The sequence below is a fragment of the uncultured Allobosea sp. genome (genome assembly GCF_945956895.1).
In the GTDB taxonomy this organism is placed as follows: domain Bacteria; phylum Pseudomonadota; class Alphaproteobacteria; order Rhizobiales; family Beijerinckiaceae; genus Allobosea.
Genome location: NZ_CAMFJF010000049.1, coordinates 1 through 22,487, shown reverse-complemented (window position 1 = coordinate 22,487; position 22,487 = coordinate 1). Strand labels below are relative to the sequence as shown.

Annotated in this window: 21 protein-coding genes; 16 read left to right on the top strand and 5 right to left on the bottom strand. The window is 68.3% G+C overall.

Annotation, left to right across the window (positions count from 1 at the left end; translation table 11 throughout):
- The 5 genes from cobN to cobJ form a co-directional block, all read left to right on the top strand.
- Window positions 1-3,191 (top strand): cobaltochelatase subunit CobN (cobN, locus tag Q0Q02_RS18745; protein WP_293811643.1); only part of this gene is annotated, 3,191 nt, incomplete at its 5' end.
- Entirely contained in the window at window positions 3,188-4,468 is a 1,281-nt protein-coding gene (gene cobG, locus Q0Q02_RS18740; RefSeq protein ID WP_293811641.1) for a precorrin-3B synthase, read from the top strand. The genes cobN and cobG, both read left to right, overlap by 4 nt.
- A complete protein-coding gene (locus Q0Q02_RS18735; RefSeq protein WP_293811639.1) occupies window positions 4,465-5,097 on the top strand; it encodes a precorrin-8X methylmutase in 633 nt (210 codons plus the stop codon). The genes cobG and Q0Q02_RS18735 overlap by 4 nt, the downstream gene beginning before the upstream one ends.
- Before the next feature lie 3 nt (window positions 5,098-5,100).
- Window positions 5,101-5,841 (top strand): precorrin-2 C(20)-methyltransferase, encoded by a 741-nt coding sequence (locus Q0Q02_RS18730; protein WP_293811638.1) that lies wholly within the window; start codon window positions 5,101-5,103, stop codon window positions 5,839-5,841.
- The gene (gene cobJ, locus Q0Q02_RS18725; protein ID WP_293811636.1) at window positions 5,838-6,629 is read left to right on the top strand and encodes a precorrin-3B C(17)-methyltransferase; all 792 of its coding nucleotides are present in this window, start codon (window positions 5,838-5,840) and stop codon (window positions 6,627-6,629) included. The genes Q0Q02_RS18730 and cobJ overlap by 4 nt, the downstream gene beginning before the upstream one ends.
- Here cobJ and Q0Q02_RS18720 read toward each other — a convergent pair.
- The gene (locus Q0Q02_RS18720; protein WP_293811634.1) at window positions 6,572-7,336 is read right to left on the bottom strand and encodes a cobalt-precorrin-6A reductase; all 765 of its coding nucleotides are present in this window, start codon (window positions 7,334-7,336) and stop codon (window positions 6,572-6,574) included. The two genes, cobJ and Q0Q02_RS18720, sit on opposite strands and share 58 nt — an antisense overlap.
- On the opposite strand from Q0Q02_RS18720, the gene cbiE reads away from it, so the two are divergent.
- The 5 genes from cbiE to bluB are packed head-to-tail and all read left to right on the top strand — an operon-like array spanning window position 7,335 to window position 11,668.
- The gene (gene cbiE / locus Q0Q02_RS18715; protein WP_293811633.1) at window positions 7,335-8,585 is read left to right on the top strand and encodes a precorrin-6y C5,15-methyltransferase (decarboxylating) subunit CbiE; all 1,251 of its coding nucleotides are present in this window, start codon (window positions 7,335-7,337) and stop codon (window positions 8,583-8,585) included. The genes Q0Q02_RS18720 and cbiE overlap by 2 nt on opposite strands.
- Window positions 8,582-8,974: a cobalamin biosynthesis protein gene (locus tag Q0Q02_RS18710; protein ID WP_293811631.1), complete on the top strand. Its 393-nt coding sequence runs from the start codon at window positions 8,582-8,584 to the stop codon at window positions 8,972-8,974. The genes cbiE and Q0Q02_RS18710 overlap by 4 nt, the downstream gene beginning before the upstream one ends.
- Entirely contained in the window at window positions 8,971-9,735 is a 765-nt protein-coding gene (cobM, locus tag Q0Q02_RS18705; RefSeq protein WP_293811630.1) for a precorrin-4 C(11)-methyltransferase, read from the top strand. The genes Q0Q02_RS18710 and cobM overlap by 4 nt, the downstream gene beginning before the upstream one ends.
- The gene (locus Q0Q02_RS18700; RefSeq protein ID WP_293811628.1) at window positions 9,732-11,060 is read left to right on the top strand and encodes a cobyrinate a,c-diamide synthase; all 1,329 of its coding nucleotides are present in this window, start codon (window positions 9,732-9,734) and stop codon (window positions 11,058-11,060) included. The genes cobM and Q0Q02_RS18700 overlap by 4 nt, the downstream gene beginning before the upstream one ends.
- On the top strand, window positions 11,057-11,668 hold the full coding sequence (bluB, locus tag Q0Q02_RS18695; RefSeq protein WP_293811626.1) for a 5,6-dimethylbenzimidazole synthase: 612 nt from the start codon (window positions 11,057-11,059) through the stop codon (window positions 11,666-11,668). The genes Q0Q02_RS18700 and bluB overlap by 4 nt, the downstream gene beginning before the upstream one ends.
- 3 nt (window positions 11,669-11,671) lie before the next feature.
- Here bluB and Q0Q02_RS18690 read toward each other — a convergent pair whose 3' ends face one another.
- Entirely contained in the window at window positions 11,672-12,892 is a 1,221-nt protein-coding gene (locus tag Q0Q02_RS18690) for an MFS transporter (RefSeq protein WP_293811625.1), read from the bottom strand.
- A 93-nt stretch (window positions 12,893-12,985) separates the two neighbouring features.
- Between Q0Q02_RS18690 and Q0Q02_RS18685 the strand changes: the two genes are divergently transcribed.
- Window positions 12,986-13,894 carry a LysR family transcriptional regulator gene (locus Q0Q02_RS18685; protein ID WP_293811624.1) on the top strand — a complete coding sequence of 303 codons (909 nt, stop codon included), beginning with the start codon at window positions 12,986-12,988 and terminating at the stop codon, window positions 13,892-13,894.
- Window positions 13,895-13,910: 16 nt separating this feature from the next.
- Here the strand turns inward: Q0Q02_RS18685 and Q0Q02_RS18680 are convergent, their stop codons facing one another.
- The 3 genes from Q0Q02_RS18680 to Q0Q02_RS18670 form a co-directional block, all read right to left on the bottom strand.
- On the bottom strand, window positions 13,911-14,564 hold the full coding sequence (locus Q0Q02_RS18680; protein ID WP_293811623.1) for a 3-oxoacid CoA-transferase subunit B: 654 nt from the start codon (window positions 14,562-14,564) through the stop codon (window positions 13,911-13,913).
- A gap of 11 nt (window positions 14,565-14,575) precedes the next feature.
- Complete coding sequence (locus Q0Q02_RS18675; protein ID WP_293811622.1) at window positions 14,576-15,280, bottom strand: CoA transferase subunit A; 705 nt, start codon at window positions 15,278-15,280, stop codon at window positions 14,576-14,578.
- Between the two features lie 207 nt (window positions 15,281-15,487).
- Window positions 15,488-17,095, bottom strand: coding sequence for a caspase family protein (locus Q0Q02_RS18670; RefSeq protein ID WP_293811620.1), 1,608 nt, complete (start codon window positions 17,093-17,095; stop codon window positions 15,488-15,490).
- A 439-nt stretch (window positions 17,096-17,534) separates the two neighbouring features.
- On the opposite strand from Q0Q02_RS18670, the gene Q0Q02_RS18665 reads away from it, so the two are divergent.
- From Q0Q02_RS18665 to Q0Q02_RS18645, 5 genes are all read left to right on the top strand, one after another.
- Window positions 17,535-18,305 (top strand): ABC transporter ATP-binding protein, encoded by a 771-nt coding sequence (locus Q0Q02_RS18665; protein ID WP_293811619.1) that lies wholly within the window; start codon window positions 17,535-17,537, stop codon window positions 18,303-18,305.
- A complete protein-coding gene (locus Q0Q02_RS18660) occupies window positions 18,292-19,038 on the top strand; it encodes an ABC transporter ATP-binding protein (protein ID WP_293811617.1) in 747 nt (248 codons plus the stop codon). The genes Q0Q02_RS18665 and Q0Q02_RS18660 overlap by 14 nt, the downstream gene beginning before the upstream one ends.
- Before the next feature lie 59 nt (window positions 19,039-19,097).
- Entirely contained in the window at window positions 19,098-20,300 is a 1,203-nt protein-coding gene (locus tag Q0Q02_RS18655; protein WP_293811615.1) for an ABC transporter substrate-binding protein, read from the top strand.
- A gap of 173 nt (window positions 20,301-20,473) precedes the next feature.
- Entirely contained in the window at window positions 20,474-21,361 is an 888-nt protein-coding gene (locus Q0Q02_RS18650) for a branched-chain amino acid ABC transporter permease (protein WP_293799013.1), read from the top strand.
- A 19-nt stretch (window positions 21,362-21,380) separates the two neighbouring features.
- Window positions 21,381-22,367 carry a branched-chain amino acid ABC transporter permease gene (locus tag Q0Q02_RS18645; protein WP_293811613.1) on the top strand — a complete coding sequence of 329 codons (987 nt, stop codon included), beginning with the start codon at window positions 21,381-21,383 and terminating at the stop codon, window positions 22,365-22,367.
- Window positions 22,368-22,487 lie beyond the last annotated feature (120 nt).

Sequence of the window (22,487 nt, the reverse complement as noted above, 5' to 3'; positions counted from 1 at the left end):
CGCTGGCGGTGGCGGCAGGTCACAGCAAGCTGTCGGTGCGGCTCGCGCCGCTCCGACGCCTGAAGCACCCGCTCTCCGTCGATTTCCTGATCGAGAAGACGGTGGTGCAGTGCCGCTTCGTGCTGGTGCGCTGCCTCGGCGGGCTCGATTACTGGCGCTACGGCATCGAGCAGCTCGGGAACGCCTGTCGCGAACGCGGCATTCCGCTGGCGATCCTACCCGGCGACGAGCGGAACGATCCGCGGTTGGGCGAGCATGCGACAGTGCCGGTGGAATTCGCAGGCGAGCTGCTGGCCTATTTCCAGGCGGGCGGCGGCGCCGAGAACATGCGGCGACTGCTCGGGCGGATCGCATGCCATTTCGCTCCGGCATTCGTCAGCGCTGATCTTGCGCCGCTCTCGTTGCCATCCTTCTTCGCGCTCGGAAGCGGCGGCACAGCGCTAGGCTGGCGCGAGGCACTTGCTACCCTGCCCATCGAGCGACCGCTCGCTCCCGTCCTGCTCTATCGTTCCAGCGCTTCGGCTGGAGACACCGCCATGGGGGAGGCGATTGCCGCCGCCCTGACCGCGCGCGGCCTCGCCCCGCTTCCACTCGCGCTGACCAGTCTGAAAGATCCCGCCGTCACGGCGGAGCTCGCGGCCCTCATCGCGACACGCAAGCCGGCCTTGATCGTCACCACAACCGCCTTCTCTGCCCGCGAAGGCGCGGATTTCGTGCTCGACGGCGCCGATTGCCCGATCCTGCAAGCCGTGCCGGTCGGCAGTCCGCGCGAGGCCTGGGAAGCCTCCCCGCGCGGATTATCGGCCGCAGATATCGCCATGCAGGTGGCTCTGCCGGAATTCGACGGACGCATCGGCGCGATGCCGGTCGCCTTCAAGGCTGAGGAAACCGACCCGGCAACGGGATTCTCCATCCGCCGGCTGGTCCCCGACCAGGAGGGGGTCGCTGCACTCGCCGATCTGGCCGCGGGCTGGATCGCGCTGACGCGAAAGCCTGCGACAGAGCGACGGCTCGCGCTGGTGATGTCGGATTATCCCGCACGCGGCGGTCGCGCCGGTTTCGCCGTCGGGCTCGACACGCCGGCGAGCGTGACGGCGATCCGGGAATTGCTGGCGGAAGCGGCGTATGAGGTTGGTGAAGCTCGGCCCGAAGGTCAGGCTCTCATGGCTGCGCTGACGACTGGTCCGGTCGGCCTCAGCATCCCACTCGCTGCCTATCGCAACTGGCTCGATAGGATCCCCGCCGCCGCCAGCGAAACCCTTGTAGCCAGCCACGGAACGCCGGAAGCGGACCCCGCCTGCCGCAATGGCGCCTTCCATTTCCGCGCCGTGCGCCATGGCCATCTCACCGTCGCCCTGCAGCCGGCGCGCGACGCCACGCCAGACCGCAAGGCGCGCTATCACGATCCCGACGCGCCGCCCGGCCATGCTTATCTCGCCTTCTATCTCGCGTTGCGCGAAGCCGAGGCCGTTGATGCGCTAATCCATCTCGGCACGCATGGCACCATGGAATGGCTGCCGGGCAAGGCTGTGGCGCTCTCGGCCGGCTGCTGGCCGCGGCTCGCCGTCGACGGGCTGCCGGTGATCTACCCCTATGTCGTCGATGATCCGGGCGAAGCCGCGCCGGCCAAAAGGCGGCTCTCGGCCGTGACGCTCGGCCATCTGCCGCCGCCTCTGACCGAGATGGAAGCGGCCGGCGAAACCGCCCTGCTGCGCGATCTCGTCGAGGAATTCTCGCAGGCTCAGGTGCTTGATCCGCGCCGCGCCGATATCGTCGCCGGCGAAATCCGGGCACGGGCCGAGGCGAGCGGGCTCGCCGCCTCCTGCGGCGTCGCAGCCGATACCGAGATGAGCGAAGCGCTGACGCGGCTCGACGCCCATCTCTGCGATATCGCCGAATTACCCTTCCGCGACGGTCTGCACATTTTCGGGCAGTCGGAAATCGATCCGGCCTCCGCCCGCAACGAACGCGAGAGCCTGCTAGCGGCGCTCGACGGCCGCTTCGTCGCGCCCGGCCCCGCAGGTTCACCCCATCGCGGCCGGCCCGACGTTCTGCCGACGGGGCGGAACCTCTCGACGCTCGATCCGCGCGCAATCCCGACCCGCGCCGCCACCCGTCTCGGCCAGCTCGCGGCGCTGGCGGTGGTCTCGCGCCACTTGCAGGACCATGGTGACTACCCGCGCCGGATTGTGATGGACCTGTGGGCCTCGCCCACCCTGCGCTCCGGCGGGGAGGACATCGCCCATGCGCTGGCGCTGATGGGCGTCGAGCCGCTCTGGGACTCGGCCTCGACCCGCGTCACCGGTTTCAGCATTATCCCACAGCCGAAGCTTGCCTATCCGCGCCTCGACGTGACCGTGCGCATCTCCGGCACCTTCCGCGACACGTTTCCCGGGCAGATCGCCTTGATCGATCAGGCGGCACGCGCCGTCGCTGCGCTGGATGAGCCGGACGACTGGAACGAGCCCGCCGCAGCCCGGCGCCGCGGCGAGCATGGCGCCCGCATCTTCGGCGCCGCGCCCGGCCGCTATGGCGCGGCGATGGCCGATCGCGCGCTCGACGGCGACTGGACGCATCGCGCGGAACTCGGCGCCGCCTATCTCGCGGCTTCGAGCCATACCTACGGCGGACCGGAAGGCGCGGGCACTGCCGATGCCGGCTTCGCCGAGCGCATCCGCGCCTCCGATGCCTTCATCCATGTCAGCGACACGGCCGGGCGCGACATCCTCGAAGCCAGCAGCGCCGCCGACGTCATTGGCGGGCTGGCGGCGGCTGCGAAGGCGCTCGGCGCCGATCCCGCCCTCTACAGCCTCGACAGTTCGAACCCGGAAGCACCAAAGGCGCGCACGCTGGCTGAGGATATCGCCCGCATCGTCCATGGCCGGTTGACGCATCCGCGCTGGATCGCGTCCCAGCTCGCCCATGGCTGGCGCGGGGCGGCGGAATTGGCGGAGGCGGTCGATACGCTTTTCGTCTTCGCGGCGAGCACGGATGCCGTCGCGGACGGACTGTTCGATGCGGTGTTCCAGGCCTATTGCGCCGATCCGCAGGTCTGGGCGGCGCTGGAAAGCGCCAATGCACCCGCCGCGGCCTCGATCCGTTCGCGTTTGGCGGAAGCCGCACGACGCGGGCTCTGGACCAGCCGGCGCAATTCCGTCGGCGCCTTCCTGGCGCGAGAGGCGGCGGAATGAGCGCCCTCCCCAAGGAAGCTTTGCGGCGCGGCTGGTGCCCGAGCACCCTCAGACCGATGGAGACCGGCGACGGCTGGCTCGTGCGGCTACATCCGCCGGGCGCGAGGCTGACGCCTGCGCAATTGCGGCGGATCGCAGAGCTGGCGACCGAGCACGGCAATGGGCTGATCGAGATTTCCGCCCGCGCCAACCTGCAAATTCGCGGCGTGACGGCCGAGAGCCATCCGAAGCTGGTCGAGCGCCTGCTGGCGGAGCAGCTTGTCGACGAGCATGAGGGCGACGGACCACAGCGCGTGACGCTGGTTTCGCCGCTGGCGGGACGGGACTCGACCGGCCTGATCGACGCCGCCGTTCTGGCTGCACAGATCGAGCACCGCGCCCGTAACGTATCCGGCCTGCCGGCCAAGTTCGGCATCGTCGTCGACGACGGCGGCGCGCAGGCCCTCGATGGTTTTGCCAGCGACATCCGGCTTCTCGGGATCGGCGCCGGGCGCGTGGCCCTGTGCCTTGGTGATCGTCTCTGGCTCGGCCCGATCCCGGAGACCGATGCGGCGGCCGCCGTGGCGGCGATCCTGCCCGGTTTTGCAGCCCTGCGAGCAGAGGCGCCGGACCAGATCCGCCGCCTGCGGGACTTGTCGCCGGCAGCCTTGGCAGGCCTGAGCACCCTACCCGTCACCACCGCTCCGCCACCACGTATGCCGGCCCGGCGCGCTGGACTCTTCGCTCTGCAAGGCGATCGGTTCGCCGCTCTCATCGGCCTGCCCTTCGGCCGTTGCGACGCGGCGACGCTCGAAAGGCTCGGGGCTGTCCAGGATAAGGCCGATATCCGGCTTTCGCCCTGGCGCGGGCTCGCCTTCCGCGACCTCGGCCGCTCTGAAGCTGAAGGGCTGCTCGCATTGGCCGACGATCTCGGGCAGATCACGCGCGACGACGATCCGCGCCTTTCGGTGCAGGCCTGCGCCGGCAGCCCGGCGTGCTCGCGCGCCGAAGCGCCGACGATGACGGACGCAGCCATGCTTGCCGAGGCTGCCGCCGATCTGCTCGCACAGGGCGCGACGTTGCATGTCTCCGGCTGCGTCAAGGCTTGCGCCCATCCGGCGGCTGCCGACCTCACGCTGGTCGGTCAGGACGGGCGCTATGACGTCGTGCTCGGCGGGACGACGCGGGACAAGCCGGTCGCGACGCTTGACCTTTCGGCGCTGCTCACGCGATTGCAGCCCGGACACGATATTCACGCCCGGCTGAAGGCCGCGCGCTCGACGGGATCGCAGGGTTGAACAAGGCATACGACTACATCCAGAACGGCGCCGCGATCTATGAGCGCTCCTTCGCTATCATTCGCACTGAAGCCGATCTCGCCCGCTTCAGCGGCGCGGCCGAGCGCGTCGTCGTGCGCATGATCCATGCCTGCGGCATGACCGACCTGCCGAAGGATGTGGAGATGTCGGCCGGCTTTGCGGAAGCTGCGCAGGCGGCGCTCAAAGCCGGCGCGCCGATCCTGTGCGATGCCAAGATGGTCGCCAACGGCGTCACCCGCGCTCGCCTGCCGTCCCAGAACGAGGTTCTCTGCACGCTCGACGATCCGCAGGTTCCGGCGCTGGCCGCCAAGATGGGTACGACCCGTTCCGCTGCCGCGATGGAACTCTGGAAGCCCCGGCTTGCCGGCGCGATCGTGGTGATCGGCAATGCGCCGACCTCGCTGTTCCGTTTGCTTGAGCTGCTCGATTCCGGAGCGCCGAAGCCGGCTGCCGTGATCGGCATCCCCGTCGGCTTCGTCGGCGCGGCGGAATCGAAGGATGCGCTGGCGAAGGATGGGCGCGTGCCCTTCGTCGTGGTGCATGGGCGACGCGGCGGCTCGGCCATGGCGGCAGCAGCCGTCAATGCGCTGGCGCAGGACAAGGAATAAGCCATGAGCGGGACGAACAGGACCCTGCTCTACGGCGTCGGCCTCGGGCCCGGCGCGCCGGACCTGATGACGGTCAGGGCGCGGGAGATCATCACCACGGCCGACCGTCTCGTGCATTTCTGCAAGCGCGGCCGGCGCGGCAATGCCCGCAGCACGGCGGACGCGATCATCGCGCCCGATCCGGCCCGCGAGATCGAGCTCGCCTTCCCGGTGACGGTCGAGGCCAGCGTCGGCGAGCCCGATTATGACGGGCCGATCGCGGCCTTCTACGAGGAGGCGGCCGAACGCCTCGCCGCCGAGATGCAGGCCGGGCGGACGCTCGCCGTGCTCTGCGACGGCGATCCGTTCTTCTACGGCTCCTTCATGCATCTCTGGCGGCGGCTGAGCCAGCGCTTCCCGACCGAGGTGGTGCCCGGCGTCACCGGCATGACCGGCGCCTGGGGCGAGGCCGGCGCGCCGATCACCTGGGGCGACGACGTCATGACCGTGCTGCCCGGCACGCTGCCGGAGGCCGAGCTTGCGCGGCGCCTCGCCGATACCGATGCCGCCGTGATCATGAAGCTCGGCCGCAACCTGCCGAAGGTCCGCCGCGCGCTTGTCGCCGCCGGTCTGGAAGGCCGAGCGATCTATGTCGAACGCGCGACCATGGCGCGGCAGGTGGTTGCCCGGCTCGCCGACAAGGCCGATGACGAGGCGCCCTATTTCGCGATGGTGTTGGTGCCCGGCGAGGGGCGGCGGCTGTGACGGGCTCGCTCACCATCGTCGGCCTCGGCCCCGGCACGCCGGACTGGATCACGCCGGCGGCACAGTCGGCGCTCGATGCCGCGAGCGATATCGTCGGCTACGGCCCCTATGTCGACCGGGTGCCTGAACGAGCGGGACTGACAAAGCATGCCTCCGACAACCGGGTCGAGGTCGAGCGCGCCATGCATGCGCTGCAACTGGCAGCGGAAGGCCGGGCGGTCGCAGTGGTCTCGGGCGGCGATCCGGGCGTCTTTGCGATGGCGGCGGCGGTGTTCGAGGCTCTGGAGGCCGGGCCGGTGGAATGGCGTAGCCTTCCGATCACGGTCGAGCCCGGCATCACCGCGATGCTGGCGGCAGCGGCACGGGCCGGCGCCCCGCTCGGCGGGGATTTCTGCGCGATCTCGCTCTCGGATAATCTCAAGCCCTGGGACGTCGTGACGGCACGGCTCGAAGCGGTGCTCACAGCCGATCTGGTGATCTGCCTCTACAACCCGATCTCGAAGGCCCGGCCATGGCAGCTCGGCAAGGCGCTGGAGCTGGCGGCCCAGCAGCGCGACGCGACGACGCCGGTGCTCTTCGCCCGCGCTGTCGGGCGGCCTGACGAAAACTTGCGCATCCTGACATTGGCGGAAGCCGTCGCTGCCGCGAGCACGGCCGATATGGCGACGCTGGTGATGATCGGCGCGTCGAGCACGCGCCTGATCGCGCGCGAGGGCGCAACCCCTTACGTCTACACGCCGCGTTCGGTGGCGAAGAGCCCTTGCGCCACCAGCCAGGGCAGGACCTGATCGATATGATCGACGGTCTCGACATCGGGCTTGGGCGGGCGCTCCACCATCACCACCGGCAGGGAGAGCCGGCGCGCCGCCACGAGCTTGCCGACCGTCGCCGGCCCGCCCGAATTCTTGCTGACCAGGATCTCGATGCCCTCGCGGCGCATCAGATCCTCCTCGTCATCGACGTCGAACGGCCCGCGCTGCTGGATGACGTCGACATGCGGCACCGGCAAACGGTCGCCGATCGGCTCGATCGCCCGCACGAGATAGCGATGCTGGGGGGCATCCGCGAAGGCCGGCAATTCGAGCCGGCCGACAGTGAGGAAGACGCGCCTGGGTTCATCGCCCAGTGCCTGCGCGGCGGCTTCGATATCGGGCACGGATTTCCAGCGGTCGCCGGCGCGCGGCTTCCAGGAATCGCGGCGGATCGCCAGCAGCGGTACGCCCTCCGCCTTGCAGGCATGCTCGGCATGGAAGGGCATGATCGCGGCGAAGGGATGGGTCGCGTCGACGACGGCGACGATGCCTTCCTCGACCAGATAACGCCGGAGACCCTCGACGCCGCCGAAGCCGCCGATGCGGACCGGCAGATTGGTCGGGCGGGGATCGACGGTGTGGCCCGCCAGCGAGATAATGGCGCGAATATCGGGAGCCTGATCAGCCAGGTGCTGGTCAAGCGCAGCAGCTTCGCTCGTTCCGCCAAGGATGAGGACGGTCATGTCGCCAGTTTTGCGTGAATCGGATGTTCTGTCGAGCCGTGAGACGCCAGCCCCCTGGCTTTCGCTGATCGGCCTTGGCGAGGATGGAGCCACGGGCCTGTGCCGGGAGGCGTTGGCGGCGCTGAACGAAGCCGAGATCGTCTTCGGCGGCGAGCGGCATATCGCGCTGGTCGGCACCGTGCCGGGCGAATTGCGGCCCTGGCCGCAGCCTTTCCGCAACGCGCTGCCGCAGATCCTGAAGGAGCGCGGCCGCAAGGTCTGCGTGCTCGCGACCAGCGACCCATTTCATTACGGCATCGGCAACAGCATCAGCCGGGCGATCCCGGCCGAGGAGATGCGGATCATCCCGCAGCTCTCCTCCTTCTCGATGGCCTGCACGCGGATGCGCTGGCCGCAGGAGGAATGCGCGCTGGTCTCGCTGCATGGCCGCACGCTCTACCGGATCGTGCCGCATCTGCAGCCAGAATCCCGCATCCTGGCCCTGTCCTGGGACGAGACGACGCCGCGCGCCGTGGCCGAGCTCATGACCGCGCGCGGCATGGGCGCGAGCCACATCACCGTGATGGAATCGCTCGGAGGACCGCAGGAGCGCATCCGCGAATGCCGCGCCGATGCTTTCGACCTGAACGACATCGTGCCGCTCAACCTGATCGCGGTCGAGGTTGCGGCGACCCGCGATTCCCGCATCCTGCCGCTGGCGCCGGGGCTCGACGAGGAGTGGTTCGCCCATGACGGGCAGATCACCAAGTCGGAAATCCGTGCGATCACGATCTCGGCACTCGCCCCGCGCGGCGGCGAATTGCTCTGGGATGTCGGGGCTGGCTCCGGCTCGGTCGCGGTCGAATGGTGCCAGCGCCATCTGCGCAACCGGGCCGTCGCCTTCGAGGCCAAGCCGGAACGGGCCGAGCGGATCAGGCGCAACAAGCTCGAGCTCGGCGGGCTCTCCGTCGAGGTGGTCGGCGAGGCGCCCGCCGGCTTCGTCGGCCGCGAGGCGCCGGATGCGATCTTCATCGGCGGCGGGCTGACCGAGGAAGGCCTGTTCGAGGCCGCCTGGGCTGCGCTGAAGCCGGGCGGTCGGCTCGTCGCCAATGTCGTGACGATCGAGGGCGAGGCCAGGCTCGCCGCGCTCCATGCCGAGCATGGCGGTTCCCTGCGCCGCATCTCGATCGACCGGCTCGCGCCCGTCGGCGGCAAGCACGGCTGGCGCCCGGCGATGCCGGTGACCCAGTGGCGGGTCGAGAAGCCTTGAGCACGAGCCGCCTCGTCGCCGGCATCGGCATCCGGCCCGGCACGGAGGCCGCCGATATCCTCGCCTGCCTGGACCAGGCGCTGGCGAGCGCGGGGCTTGCCGGCGCGCGGACACCGCGTTTCGCCACGTTGGCGAGCCGCGTGGCCGAGGCCGGCATGGTTGCTGCGGCGACCGAACGCGCGGCAGAACTCATCGCCATTCCCGACGAGGCCCTGAAAGGCTTCGAGGCCGCGTGTGCTACGCGCTCGACTCGGATCGCCTCGCTCTACGGCGTCGGCTCGGTGGCCGAGGCTGCGGCGCTGGCTGCGGCGGGTCCCGGCGGCGAACTGGTGCAGCCGCGCATCGCAACCGCGCGCGTCACCTGCGCGCTCGCCAGAAGCCTCGCATGACCATTCATTTCATCGGCGCCGGCCCCGGCGCACCCGATCTCATCACGCTCCGCGGTCGCGACCTGATCGCCGCTTCGCCTGTCTGCCTCTACGCGGGGTCGCTGATCCCCAAGGCGATGCTCGACTGGTGCCCGCCGGGCGCGCGCATCATCGACACCGCCCCGCTCGATCTCGATGCGATCATCGCCGAGATGGAGGCCGCCCATCGTGCCGTGCAGGATGTGGCGCGGCTGCATTCCGGCGATCTTTCGATCTGGAGCGCCTGCGGGGAGCAGATGCGCCGGCTCGACCGGCTCGGCATCCCCTATACGGTGACGCCGGGTGTGCCCGCTTTCGCCGCTGCCGCCGCCGTGCTGAAGCGCGAGCTCACCTTGCCGGGCGTCGCGCAGTCGCTGGTGCTGACTCGCACCTCCGGCCGCGCCTCGGCGATGCCGGAGAGAGAGAAGCTCACCACCTTCGCCGCCTCCGGCGCGACGCTCGCGATCCATCTCTCGATCCATGTCGTCGAGCAGGTCGTTGAAGAGCTGACCCCGTTCTACGGCGCCGATTGCCCCGTCGCGGTGGTATTCCGCGCGACATGGCCGGACGAGACCGTGCTGCAGGGCAGGCTCGCCGATATCGCCGGGAAGGTCCGCGCCAACGAACTCGAACGCACTGCGCTCATCCTCGCCGGGCCGGCGCTGGCGGCCGATGATTTCGGCGAGAGCGCGCTCTATTCGATCGATTACGATCGCCGCTTCCGGCCGCGGGGCGGACAATGAGCGCGCGCGGGCTGCTGATCGCCGCGCCGCGTTCCGGCTCCGGCAAGACCACGATCACGCTCGGGTTGCAGCGTGCGCTGACGCGGCGCGGCCTGACCGTGCGCGGGTTGAAATGCGGGCCTGATTATATCGACCCCGCCTTCCATGCCGCAGCGACCGGCGCGCCCAGCGCCAATCTCGACAGCTATGCGATGACGGACGGGTTGCTCGGGCGGATCGCGCGCGAAGCGGTTCATGCCGCCGATATCGCCATCGCCGAGGGCTCGATGGGCCTGTTCGACGCCGTACCGGGCGAGGTCGGCCATACCGGCGCCAGCGCCGATATCGCCGCGCTCACGGGCTGGCCGGTCGTGCTCGTCATCGACGTGTCTGGGGCGGCGCAATCGGTGGCGGCCGTCGCGCTCGGCTGCAAACTTTATGACCCGCGCATCCAGGTCGCCGGCGTAATCCTGAACAAGGTCGCAAGCGCCCGCCATGAGCGCCTGGTGCGGCAGGGCCTGGAGCGCATCGGCCTGCCCGTGCTCGGCGCGCTGCCGCGCGAAGCGAGCCTGATCCTGCCCGAGCGCCATCTCGGGCTGGTCCAGGCCGGCGAGACCGCCGACCTGCATGCACGGCTCGATGCGCTGGCCCAGGCTGTCTCCAACGCCATCGATCTCGAGGCCGTCATGGCCGCTGCCGGCGTCACGACGCTTCCGGCGCCGGCTGGCGATGTGGGCCCGCCCCTGCCCGCGCCGGGTCGCCGGATCGCGATGGCCCGCGATGCCGCCTTCTCCTTCGTCTATCCGCATGTCGAGGCAGGCTGGCGCGCTGCGGGTGCCGAGCTCGTACCGTTCTCGCCGCTCGGGGACGAGGCGCCGCCTGAGGATTGCGACGCCTGCTGGCTGCCGGGCGGCTATCCGGAACTCCATGCCGGCACGATCGCCGCAGCGAGCCGCTTCCTTGAAGGTTTGCGGGGCTTCGCCGAGACCCGGCCGGTGCATGGCGAGTGCGGCGGCTACATGGTACTTGGACGAAAGCTGACCGATGCCGACGGCGTTGCCCATGCGATGGCAGGCCTGCTCTCGGTCGAGACCTCCTTCGCCAAGCGGAAGATGAACCTGGGCTACCGCCGGGCCGTTCTGGAAGCGGATGGACCGCTCGGCGCGGCCGGCGCGGCGCTGACCGGGCATGAGTTCCACTATGCCAGCATCGTCGCACAGGGCGAGGACCCACCTTTCGCGGTGGTGACCGATCCGCATGGTTCCGCCCCTGCTCCCGCCGGCAGCCGGCGCGGCCTGGTCACCGGCTCGTTCTTCCACGCCATCGCCACGGCTGCTCCGGCGTGAGCCGGCCACCCGTCTTCGACGCGGATTTCGCCCGGCAGTTCGAGGAATTGCTGCGCTGGCGCCGCGATGTCCGGCGGTTCAGGCGCGATGCGGTTCCGACCGAGCTGATCGAAACCCTGCTCGCCCAGACCGGCCTCTCGCCATCCGTCGGGCATGCGCAGCCCTGGCGCTGGATCGCCGTTTCGGAGCCGGCGCAACGGGCGGCCGTGCAGGAGAGCTTCAGCCGCTGCAACGCTGATGCGCTGGCCTCCTATGACGGCGAAAGGGCTGCGCTTTACGCCCGCCTGAAGCTGGAAGGGCTGCGGGAAGCGCCGGTGCAGTTCGCGGTATTCTGCGACCATGGCACGGCGCGCGGCCACGGCCTCGGCCGACGGACCATGCCGGAAATGCTGGATTATTCGGTGGTCGCGGCGATCACGCAGTTCTGGCTGTCGGCGCGCGTTCATGGGCTCGGCGTCGGCTGGGTCTCGATCCTCGATCCCGGCGAGATCGCCAAGGTCCTCAAGGCCCCGCCGGACTGGAAGCTCGTCGCCTATCTCTGCGTCGGCTGGCCGGAAGAGGAATGCGACGAGCCCGAACTGGTCCGGGCCGGCTGGGAGCGCGGCTGAGCCTCAAGCCCGCGCCGCCGCGAGACCGGCGAGATCGCGGCGCAGACCGAAGGAGGTCAGCACCGCCAGAAGGGCGAGCGCCGCCACCAATCCCGCCGCCCCGTTCCAGCCGATGCCGGAGATCACCAGCCCGACCACGGCCGGCCCCAGGACCTGGCCGAGATTGCTGCCCTGCATCAGGAGGCCGATGCTGGCCGGGACAAGGTTCGGGCGAGGGGCGAGCCCGGCAGCGGTCGAGAGCAGGGTCGCGGGAATGAAGCCGCCCGCCGTCGCGAACAGGATACCGGAGAGGAACGCACCAGCCGGCGGCAGGAGCGGCAGGAAGACGAAGACCGCCGCAAGCCCCATCACGAAGCTGGCGCCGGCAAGGACCGTGAGCCGCGACACACCGCGAGCCAGCAACACACCCGCGATCAGGTTGCCGACGATATTGCCGGCTGTGGCGAGCCCGCTGAGCAAGCCTGCGATCGCAAGCGAGCTGTGCATCCGCTCGATCAGCAGGACGGGCAGGAAACTGAGCACCGCGAAGAACATCATGGCGTAGAGCGCGAAGCACACAGCGAGCAGCAACGGCCCACGCGTCAGGACCATGCTGCCGGCATCGGCAGCGAGCTGCCGCCAAGACACGGCCGCGCCCGCCATCGCGGCCGGCACGCGCAGGGCAACGGCAAGGCCGGCCGCCAGCGCAAACCCCGCGCTCGCCAGCCAGATCGCGCGCCAGCCGCCGAAGAGCGGCCCGAGCAGCATCGCCAGCGCCATGCCGGCCGGCATGAAGCAGCTCCACAGCGCCATCGCGATCTCGCGGTCGCGCTCGCCGACGCAACGGCGCAGCAAAGCCGGGCCAGAAACGCTGACCATCAGGAAGCCAGAGCCCTCGACGACGCGGCAAGCCAGCAAGAGGCCGAGGCCCGAGGTCGCCGCGCCGAGCGCACTGCCGATCGCGAGCAAAGCGAGGCCGAGCAGCAGGATCCGCCGGTCTCCGAAGCGCGTCGCCAAAGCGCCGACCGGCACGCCGCCGAACAGGCCGAGCACGGCAAAGATCGAGCTGACCCAGCCGAGCACGGCGAGATCGCGCCCCGTTTCGACCTGAAGCAGCGGGATTGCGATCGCGGCCTTGCCAATCTGGAGCGATGCAGCGATGCCGGCCGTGACGACCAGCACGACCACCCACCAGTCGGTTCGGGCCGTCTCTATGCGCCCGGCCGTTTCATCGATCTTGCGCAAGCTGCGTCACCTCGTTGTCGGGCCCTGGATGCACCTTCGCGCCAATCGACAGAAGTGAGATAATTCTCATCGAACTGATCTATAGGATCGATCGTGCTCGACAATCTCTCCCTCGACCAGATGCGCATGTTCAGGGCTGTCTGCGACAGCGGCAGCTTCCGCGCCGCCGCGAAGGAGCTCGGCCGCGTACAATCGGCGGTCAGCCATGCCATCGCCAAGCTGGAGGACGAGCTCGGCGTCAGGCTCTTCGACCGGTCCGGCCATCGGCCGATGCCGACGCCGGAGGGCCGCGCCCTGCTCGCCAATGTCCGCGACGTGCTGCTGCGGGTCGATGCCATGCGGGCGCGGGCACGGGGATTGCGCGAAGGCGTCGAGCTGGAGCTGTCGCTGACGATCGACGTGCTGTTCCCGCCCCTGCTGGTCGGCGCAGCACTGGCGGAGATGAGCCTGACCTACCCTTCCGTCGCGATCCGGCTCTCGGCAGAGGCACTGGGCGGCCCGATCACCGCCCTGCTGGAGCAGCGCAGCCAGGTATCGGTCATCGTCGGCGAGAGTTTTCGCGATCCGCGCATCGCGTTGGAGGCACTGACCTCGATCGAGATGATCGCGGTGGCGGCGCCCTCGCATCCGCTGGGGCAGGCCGGCGGACGCGCCCTCGACGCGGCTGCGCTCGCCGACCATCTCCAGATCGTCCAGTTCGACCGCTCGCCGCTGACCGACCAGCGCGATATCGGCGTGATCTCGCCGCGGACCTGCCGCGTCGGCGGGCAGGACATCAAGCACGCCATGATCCGGGCCGGGCTCGGCTGGGGCCGGCTGCCGGGCTGGCTGGCCGCGGAGGACCTTGCCGGCGGCCGGCTGGTGCGGGTCGAGACCGGGGTTCTCGGCCGTCGCGGCGGGCTCCCGGCCGAGGCCTATCTCGGGCACCGGCTGGACGCGCCGCTGGGCCCGGCCGCGCGCAGTTTCGCGACGGCGCTGACCCGGCTCTGCGCCGGGTCGTGATGTCAGGCTGAGCCGCTCAGAGCGCGACCTTGAAGGCGGCCTCGGTCCTGGCCTTGATCTCGTCGAGCGTCACGCCTTCGGCGAGTTCGATCAGCGTCATACCGCCGCCGTTCTCGTCGATGGCGAAGACGCCGAGATCGGTGATGACCATGTCGACGACGCCGGCGCCGGTCAGCGGCAGGTCGCAGGCCTTGAGCAGCTTCGGCGATTCCGAGCCGTCCTTGTTCTTGGCGACGTGCTCCATCACCACAACAACCTTCTTGACGCCTGCGACGAGGTCCATGGCGCCGCCCATGCCCTTCACCACCTTGCCGGGGATCATCCAGTTGGCGAGATCGCCATTCTCCGCGACCTGCATGGCGCCGAGGATGGACAGGTCGATATGGCCGCCGCGGATCATCCCGAAGGAATCGGCGGAGGAGAAGAAGCTCGTGGTCGGCAGCTGCGTGATCGTCTGCTTGCCGGCATTGATCAGGTCGGCATCCTCGTCGCCCTCATAAGGGAACGGACCCATGCCCAGCATGCCGTTCTCCGACTGGATCTGCACCGAGACGCCCTCGGGAATGTAGTTCGAGACCAGCGTCGGAATGCCGATGCCGAGATTGACGTAGAAGCCGTCCTTCAATTCCTTGGCGGCGCGCTGTGCGATCTGTTCACGGGTCCAGGCCATGTCGTCTCTCCTCAGGCAGCGCGCTTGCGGACGGTGCGCTGCTCGATGCGCTTCTGTGCGTTCGGCACATGCACCAGCCGCTTCACGAAGATGCCGGGGGTGTGGATGTGGTCGGGGTCGATCTCGCCGGCCTCGACGAGGTTTTCGACCTGCGCCACGGTGAAGCGCGAGGCGGTCGCCATCATCGGATTGAAGTTGCGCGCCGTCTTCCGGTAGACGAGGTTGCCCTCGGTATCGGCCTTCCAGGCATGGACCAGCGAGACATCGGCGAAGATGCCGCGCTCCATGATGTAGCGTTCGCCGTCGAACTCGCGCTCCTCCTTGCCTTCCGCGACCAGCGTGCCGACGCCGGTCTTGGTGAAGAAGGCGGGGATGCCGGCACCGCCGGCGCGGATACGCTCGGCCAAGGTGCCCTGCGGGGTGAATTCGAGCTCGAGCTCGCCGGCGAGATATTGCTGGGCGAAGAGCTTGTTCTCGCCGACATAGGAGCTGATCATCTTCCGGATCTGGCGGGTCTCGAGCAGGACGCCGAGGCCGGCGCCGTCGATGCCGGCATTGTTGGAGACGAAGGTCAGGTCCTTCGCGCCGCTCTCGCGCACCGCCTCGATCAGAACGTCCGGGATGCCGCAGAGGCCGAAGCCGCCGGCGCAGATCGTCATGCCGTCCTTGATCGCGCCGGCCAGCGCCGTCTTCGCGTCGGGGTAAACCTTCTTCATCGTCCTGCCCTTGCTCGTCTGACCGCGCCGCCGGGCGGCGTTGTGCTCAGCACTAGACCAGAAGGACGGAGGCTGGAAACCGTTTTGCAGTGCACCCGGATGGGCTCGCATGCACCGGGCCGCTGGTCGCGACGACATGCGACGACTGAAACGAAAAAGCCGGCCCGAAGGCCGGCTTTCCGAAGGGTCTGGATCGAAAGCCCTGCGTCAGCGACGGAAGCCGCCACCGAGCACGCCGCCGATCGCACCACCGAGGATGGAGCCGAAAGCGGCGGCGCCAGCGCTGTCGCCCGTATCGCCGTCGCGCGTCCGGACACGGCCCTGATAGCCGGTGCTGGTCGTGCCGCGACGCGGGGTGGTCGTGCCCTGGTAGGTTTCGCCACGCTCGCGAGCAAGGTCGCGCCGGTACATCTCGTCGCCCTCATAGGAGCTCATGTTGCGCGTGGCAGCCTTGCCTTCGCCGGCCGTCTTGGTGCTGCGCTTCTTCTCGGCCGCAGCCTTCTCCTCCGCGAGGACCGCCTGGTAGGCCGTCTCGCTCTGGGCGCGCAGCGCGCTGACCTGCATCGCGGTCAGGAAGCCCGTCTCCGGGATGCTGCGCGACTTCTGCCAGGCCTGGATCGCCTTGCGATGGCTCGGGCCGAAGGTCGCCGCGGCCTTGCCGGGCTGGAAGCCGCTGACGCGCAGGCGGGTCTGCACCTCGCGCCGGTCCTTGGCCTCGAGCTTCATCGCGGTCTCGGTCTGCGCAGTGCCGATCTCCTTCTTGAGCGCCTCGTCGTTGACGCCGGGAGGGGTCGCAAGGAAACCGGCGGCCGGCTTCGCCGCTTCGAGGCTGGCGAGGCGATTGCGGGCGAAGGTCGCGAACTGGCCCGACGGGAAGGCGTCGAGATAGGCGCGATAGTCGGCCGCCGAGTTGCCGCGCTCGGCGACTTCCCAGGTCTTGACGTCGAGTTGGGCGCGATCGAGCGACGGGGCGGCCGGCATGGCGGGCATCGGCACGGCTGCGTCGATGGTCTTGGTCGCGGCCACGCCCGGATCGACCGAGGCAAGCTTCAGCGTCGGGTTGAGCTTGAACTCGCCGATGATCGAGGAATTGGTCCAGGGCTTCTGCTTCTTGCCGGTGCTTTCCCAGACATCGGCACGCACGCGGTCCATCACCGTGGTGATCGACACTTCCGGCGTCTCGATATGCTTCAACAGCGCGCTGGTGAAGGGGCTATTGCCGTCGCGCTCGCCATCCAAGGCTGTCGCGCGCGGATCGGTCGCGAAGGCGATCAGGATGCCAGAGGCCGACTGCGTCTCGATTGCGGTCAGACCACGGGTGACGGCGCGCGATTTCGCTGCGAGCTGGGCCGCGAAGGGATTGTCGCGGCAGGCGTCGAGGATGACGATGTTGACGCGCTCGTCGCGCTGCATCTGGCGCAGCACGAGCTGGATATTCACCGCCCGGAAATCGAGATCGGCTTCCGACCGCAGCGAGGCGTCGACGGGAATCAGGTAGTTCTCGTCGCCGACGGCGATGCCGTGGCCGGCATAGTAGACGAGACCGGCCTTGGCGCCGTCGAGCTTCTGCGCGAATTCGCGCACGATGCCCGTCATCTCGTCCATCTTGAGGTCATAGCCTTCGACGACGTCGAAGCCGAGGCGCTTCAGCGCAGCGGAAATGCCCTTGGCGTCCCGCTGCGGATTGGCGAGCGGCGGCACCGACGTATAGGCGCTGTTGCCGATGACGAGCGCGACCCGCCGCTCGGGCACGGCCGCGGAGGAAGGCGAGGCCAGCGCCACCGCTGAGAGCACCAGCGCAAAGGCAACAGCCATTCGGGCACGGAACCCCGGAACCAGAGACGCGAAGTTCAAGACAACCTCCCCAATTCGGCAATCGGCTGCCCGCCCGCAACGGTCGGCGCAGCGCACGGTCAAAAAACAAGGCAGCAATAAGGACGAAAGATGGCCGCCTTTTTACCGCAACACGCCCCGATGGTAAACCGGGACACCACTTTGTCGCGCGAAACGAAGTACTGGTTCAAACTTTCTGACGGATCATGCGCCCGGCCGCGACCATCGGGTCGGCGCAGCGGCCTGCGCATCCTCCATTTGCACGAGGCGGGAGACATAAGACGAAGGGATGAGAGCGCGTCTGCCAAGACTGCTTTGAAACCCGCGAGCGTTGACTTATGCCCGGAGCGCGGTGCAGCATGACATGCAAGGGGAACCGCTCAATCAAGAAAGATAAAGCTGATGGAGGCTGGCAACCGGCATGTCTGAGGATACTATTCTTTCGACCTCAGGTCTTACCAAAGAATTTGCCGGCTTTACAGCTGTGAACGGCGTTGACCTTCGCGTCCGCCGCGGCTCTATTCACGCTTTGATCGGCCCGAACGGCGCCGGCAAGACGACCTGTTTCAACCTGCTGACGAAATTCCTCGCGCCTACACGCGGCTCGATCGTCTATAACGGCCGCGATATCACCCGCGAGAAGCCGGCCGAGATCGCCCGGCTCGGGCTGGTCCGTTCGTTCCAGATCTCGGCGGTGTTTCCCCAGCTCTCGGTGCTGACCAATGTCCGCATCGCCCTGCAGCGTCGCAAGCGCGGCGATTCCTTCGACTTCTGGCGCTCCGAAAGCTCGCTCAAGGAGCTCGACGCCGAGGCCCGCAGCCTCATCGAGGCCGTCGGCCTCACGCCCTTCCTCGGCCTCACGGCGGGCGAACTCTCTTACGGCCGCAAGCGCGCGCTTGAGATCGCGACGACACTCGCGCTCGATCCCGAGATGCTGCTGCTCGACGAGCCGATGGCCGGCATGGGCCGCGAGGATGTCGACCGCATCGCCGCGCTGATCCGCAAGATCTCGGCCAACCGCACCATCCTGATGGTCGAGCACAATCTCTCGGTCGTCGCCTCGCTCTCGGACCGCATCACCGTGCTGGCGCGCGGCCAGGTGCTGGCGGAGGGCGACTATGCCACCGTCTCGAAGGATCCGCGCGTGGTCGAGGCCTATATCGGCTCGGGAGGCGGACATGGCCACCACTGAAGCGCTGAAGGCTCCCGCGGCTGCCACCGGCGCCGCTCCGCTGCTCAAGGTGCGCGGACTGGAAGCCTGGTATGGCGAGAGCCATGTCCTGCACGGCATCGATTTCGACGTCGCGCCGGGCGAGGTGGTGACGCTGCTCGGCCGCAATGGCGCCGGCAAGACCACGACGCTGAAATCGATCATGGGTGTGATCGGCAAGCGCAAGGGCTCGGTCGTGCTGGAGGGCAAGGAGACGATCGCCCTGCCCTCGCGCTCTATCGCCCGGCTCGGCATCGGCTTCGTGCCGGAGGAGCGCGGCATCTATTCCTCGCTCTCGGTCGAGGAGAACCTGATGCTGCCGCCGCAGGTCCGGCCCGGCGGGCTCTCGCTCGACGCGATCTTCACGCTCTTCCCCAATATCAAGGAGCGGCTGAAGAGCCAGGGCACCAAGCTTTCCGGCGGCGAGCAGCAGATGCTGGCGATCGGCCGCATTCTGCGCACCGGCGCGCATCTGCTCCTGCTGGACGAGCCGACCGAGGGGCTGGCGCCCGTCATCATCGAGCAGATCGGCCGCACCATCGCGAAACTGAAGCAGGAAGGCTTCACCATCATCCTGGTGGAGCAGAACTTCCGCTTCGCCCAGACGGTGGCGGACCGGCACTATGTGGTCGAGCAAGGCAAGGTGATCGACATGATCCCGAATGCCGAACTCGACGCCAATATCGACAAGCTGCATCGCTATCTCGGCGTCTGAAGCAGCGCGATCCACCAGAACAGCACCGGCTCGCCCGGCATCGACAGAGGGAGACGATCATGAAGCTGAAGACGATTCTCGCAACCACGGCGCTTGCGACCCTGATGGCAGCGCCTGCCCTCGCCCAGCAGATCTCGATCAAGGCCGGCGTGCTGAACGACCGCTCGGGCCTCTATGCCGACCTCGCCGGCGAAGGCTCGGTGATCGCCGCGCGCATGGCTGTCGAAGACTTCAAGGCGGCGGACAAGGGCATCAAGGTCGAGGTGGTCTCGGCCGACCACCAGAACAAGCCGGATGTCGGCTCGACCATCGCCCGGCAGTGGTATGACCAGGACGGCGTCGACCTGATCCTCGACGTCCCGACCTCCTCGGTCGCGCTGGCGGTCAGCCAGATCACCAAGGAAAAGAACAAGGTCCACATCAACTCGGGCGCAGGCTCGTCGGACCTCACGGGCAAGGCCTGCAACGCCAACACCATCCACTGGACCTACGACACCTATGCGCTGGCGCAGGGCACAGGCGGCGCCATGGTGAAGGCCGGCGGCGACAGCTGGTTCTTCCTGACTGCCGACTACGCCTTCGGCCATGCGCTGGAGCGCGACGCCAGCGCCACCGTCATTAAGAACGGCGGCAAGGTGGTCGGCGCGGTCCGCACCCCGTTCCCGGGCACCGACTTCTCTTCCTTCCTGCTGCAGGCGCAGGCCTCCAAGGCCAAGGTCATCGGCCTCGCCAATGCCGGCAGCGACACCACCAACGCGATCAAGCAGGCGGGCGAGTTCGGCATCGTCGCCGGCGGGCAGAAGCTCGCGGGCCTGCTGGTCTTCATCAGCGACGTGCATGCGCTCGGCCTGCAGGCGGCTCAAGGCCTGGTCCTGACCGAGTCGTTCTACTGGGATCGCGACGACGGCACCCGCGCCTGGTCGGAGCGCTTCGCCAAGCTCAATGGCGGCAAGAAGCCGACCATGGTGCAGGCCGGCGTCTATTCCGGGCTGCTGCACTATCTGAAGGCGGTCGAGGCGACCAAGAGCAAGGATTCGGCCACCGTCGTCGCCAAGATGAAGGAGATGCCGACGGACGATCCGCTGTTCGGCAAGGGCTCGATCCGCCCCAACGGCCGCAAGATGCACGACATGTATCTCTACGAGGTCAAGAAGCCGTCGGAATCGAAGGGCCCGTGGGACTACTACAAGCAGATCTCGGTCCTGCCGGCCGAGCAGGCCTTCCAGCCGCTCGCCGAGACCGGTTGCTCGCTCGTCAAGTAAGCCGCGGCTGAACGCCGCCTAGCGTCCTCCGCCATCATCCCGGGCGACCGCAGGTCGACCCGGGATCCATCGGAGGGCTCCGGAACTCTACGATGGATCCCGGCTCGGCGCTGCGCTTGGCCGGGATGACGCAGAGGTTCCAAAGCCCACTCACCAGATGATCTGAGACGCGCATGTTCGAACTTCTCGGAGTCCCGCCACAGGCGCTGTTCGGTCAGGTCCTTCTCGGCCTGATCAACGGCTCGTTCTACGCCATCCTCAGCCTCGGGCTGGCGGTGATCTTCGGGCTGCTCAACATCATCAATTTCAGCCATGGCGCGCAGTACATGATGGGCGCCTTCGTCGCCTGGATGTGCCTGAACTATCTCGGCCTCAACTACTGGGCCGCCCTCCTGCTGGCGCCGATCATCGTCGGCGCAACCGGCGTCGCGATCGAGCGGCTGCTGCTGAAGCGCATCGCGCATCTCGACCATCTCTACGGCCTGCTGCTGACCTTCGGCCTGGCGCTGATCATCCAGGGCCTGTTCCGCAACCAGTACGGCTCGTCCGGCCTGCCCTATGCCATCCCGCCGCAGCTCGCCGGTGGCCAGAATCTCGGCTTCATGTTCCTGCCGAACTACCGCGCCTGGGTGATCGCCGCCTCGCTCGTGGTCTGCCTGGGGACGTGGTTCCTGATCGAGAAGACCAAGCTCGGCGCTTACTTGCGCGCCGCGACGGAGAACCCGACCCTGACCCAGGCCTTCGGCATCAACGTGCCGCTCCTGGTGACGCTGACCTATGGCTTCGGCGTGGCGCTCGCCGCCTTTGCCGGCGTGCTCGCTGCGCCGATCTACTCGGTCAACCCCAACATGGGCGGCGATCTGATCATCGTCGTCTTCGCCGTCGTCGTCATCGGCGGCATGGGCTCGATCATGGGTGCCATCGTCACCGGCTTCTCGCTCGGCCTGATCGAGGGCCTGACCAAGGTTTTCTACCCCGAAGGTGCGGCTACCGTGATCTTCGTCATCATGGTGCTGGTGCTGCTGGTGAAACCCGCCGGCCTGTTCGGCCGCGCGGCCTGACGCAAGCAAGGACAACGACATGACCGACCTTGCCTCCACGGAAGCCGCCGGCGTCGCCCTCAGCGAGACCGACGACAGCACCGCGCGCCTGCACCGCAACCTGTTCATCGCCATCGCCGCGGTGCTCGTGGTCGCGCCCTTCGTTGCCTATCCCGTCTTCGTGATGAAGGTGCTCTGCTTCGCGCTGTTCGCGCTCGCCTTCAACCTGCTGCTCGGCTATGGCGGCCTGCTTTCCTTCGGCCATGCCGCCTATTTTGGCATGGCGAGCTATGTCTCGGCTTACACCGCCAAGAACTGGGGGCTGACCCCGGAGCTCGCGATCCTGTTCGGCACAGCTGTCGGCGCCGTGCTCGGCCTCGTCTTCGGGGCGCTTGCGATCCGGCGGCAGGGCATCTATTTCGCGATGATCACGCTGGCTCTGGCCCAGATGGTGTTCTTCTTCTCGCTGCAGACGCCGCGCTTCACCGGCGGCGAGGACGGCATCCAGGCGGTGCCGCGCGGCAAGTTCCTCGGCCTGATCAGCCTCGCCGACGACCGCGCGCTCTACTGGCTCGTCGCCGCCATCTTCATGGGCGGGCTGCTCGCGATCTACCGCATCATCCACTCGCCCTTCGGCCAGGTCTGCAAGGCGATCCGCGACAACGAGCCCCGCGCGATCTCGCTCGGCTACCGCGCCAACCGGTACAAGCTGATGGTGTTCGTGCTCTCCGCTACGCTTGCGGGCCTTGCCGGCGCAACCAAGGCGATCGTCTTCCAGCTGGCTTCGCTCACCGACGTCTACTGGACGATGTCGGGCGAGGTCGTGCTGATGACGCTGGTCGGTGGCCTCGGCACCGTCTTCGGACCGATCGTCGGCGCGCTCGTCATCGTCGCCATGCAAAACTATCTCGCAACGCTCGGCGCCTGGGTCACGGTCGTCCAGGGCGGCATCTTCGTGCTCTGCGTGCTGCTCTTCCGCGAAGGCATCGTCGGCGTCATCGCCAAGGCGATCAAGAAGCCGCTCTGACGGTAGCAATCCGGTCAGCGGGAGCAACGGCCATCCAGCCCCCCTAGCGGATCAGCTTCGAGACTGTTCGGAACTGCGGATGCTCGGCGCTCCGCAGCCATTCGAACAGCACCATCTCGG

What these genes read in the sequence shown, in the direction of transcription:
- cobG (WP_293811641.1), top strand. Translation starts at nt 3,188, where the DNA reads ATGAGCGCCCTCCCCAAGGAAGCTTTGCGGCGCGGCTGGTGCCCGAGC.
- Q0Q02_RS18730 (WP_293811638.1), top strand. Translation starts at nt 5,101, where the DNA reads ATGAGCGGGACGAACAGGACCCTGCTCTACGGCGTCGGCCTCGGGCCC.
- cbiE (WP_293811633.1), top strand. Translation starts at nt 7,335, where the DNA reads ATGTCGCCAGTTTTGCGTGAATCGGATGTTCTGTCGAGCCGTGAGACG.
- Q0Q02_RS18720 (WP_293811634.1), bottom strand. Translation starts at nt 7,336, where the DNA reads ATGACCGTCCTCATCCTTGGCGGAACGAGCGAAGCTGCTGCGCTTGAC.
- cobM (WP_293811630.1), top strand. Translation starts at nt 8,971, where the DNA reads ATGACCATTCATTTCATCGGCGCCGGCCCCGGCGCACCCGATCTCATC.
- Q0Q02_RS18700 (WP_293811628.1), top strand. Translation starts at nt 9,732, where the DNA reads ATGAGCGCGCGCGGGCTGCTGATCGCCGCGCCGCGTTCCGGCTCCGGC.
- Q0Q02_RS18680 (WP_293811623.1), bottom strand. Translation starts at nt 14,564, where the DNA reads ATGGCCTGGACCCGTGAACAGATCGCACAGCGCGCCGCCAAGGAATTG.
- Q0Q02_RS18675 (WP_293811622.1), bottom strand. Translation starts at nt 15,280, where the DNA reads ATGAAGAAGGTTTACCCCGACGCGAAGACGGCGCTGGCCGGCGCGATC.
- Q0Q02_RS18670 (WP_293811620.1), bottom strand. Translation starts at nt 17,095, where the DNA reads ATGGCTGTTGCCTTTGCGCTGGTGCTCTCAGCGGTGGCGCTGGCCTCG.
- Q0Q02_RS18665 (WP_293811619.1), top strand. Translation starts at nt 17,535, where the DNA reads ATGTCTGAGGATACTATTCTTTCGACCTCAGGTCTTACCAAAGAATTT.
- Q0Q02_RS18660 (WP_293811617.1), top strand. Translation starts at nt 18,292, where the DNA reads ATGGCCACCACTGAAGCGCTGAAGGCTCCCGCGGCTGCCACCGGCGCC.
- Q0Q02_RS18655 (WP_293811615.1), top strand. Translation starts at nt 19,098, where the DNA reads ATGAAGCTGAAGACGATTCTCGCAACCACGGCGCTTGCGACCCTGATG.
- Q0Q02_RS18650 (WP_293799013.1), top strand. Translation starts at nt 20,474, where the DNA reads ATGTTCGAACTTCTCGGAGTCCCGCCACAGGCGCTGTTCGGTCAGGTC.
- Q0Q02_RS18645 (WP_293811613.1), top strand. Translation starts at nt 21,381, where the DNA reads ATGACCGACCTTGCCTCCACGGAAGCCGCCGGCGTCGCCCTCAGCGAG.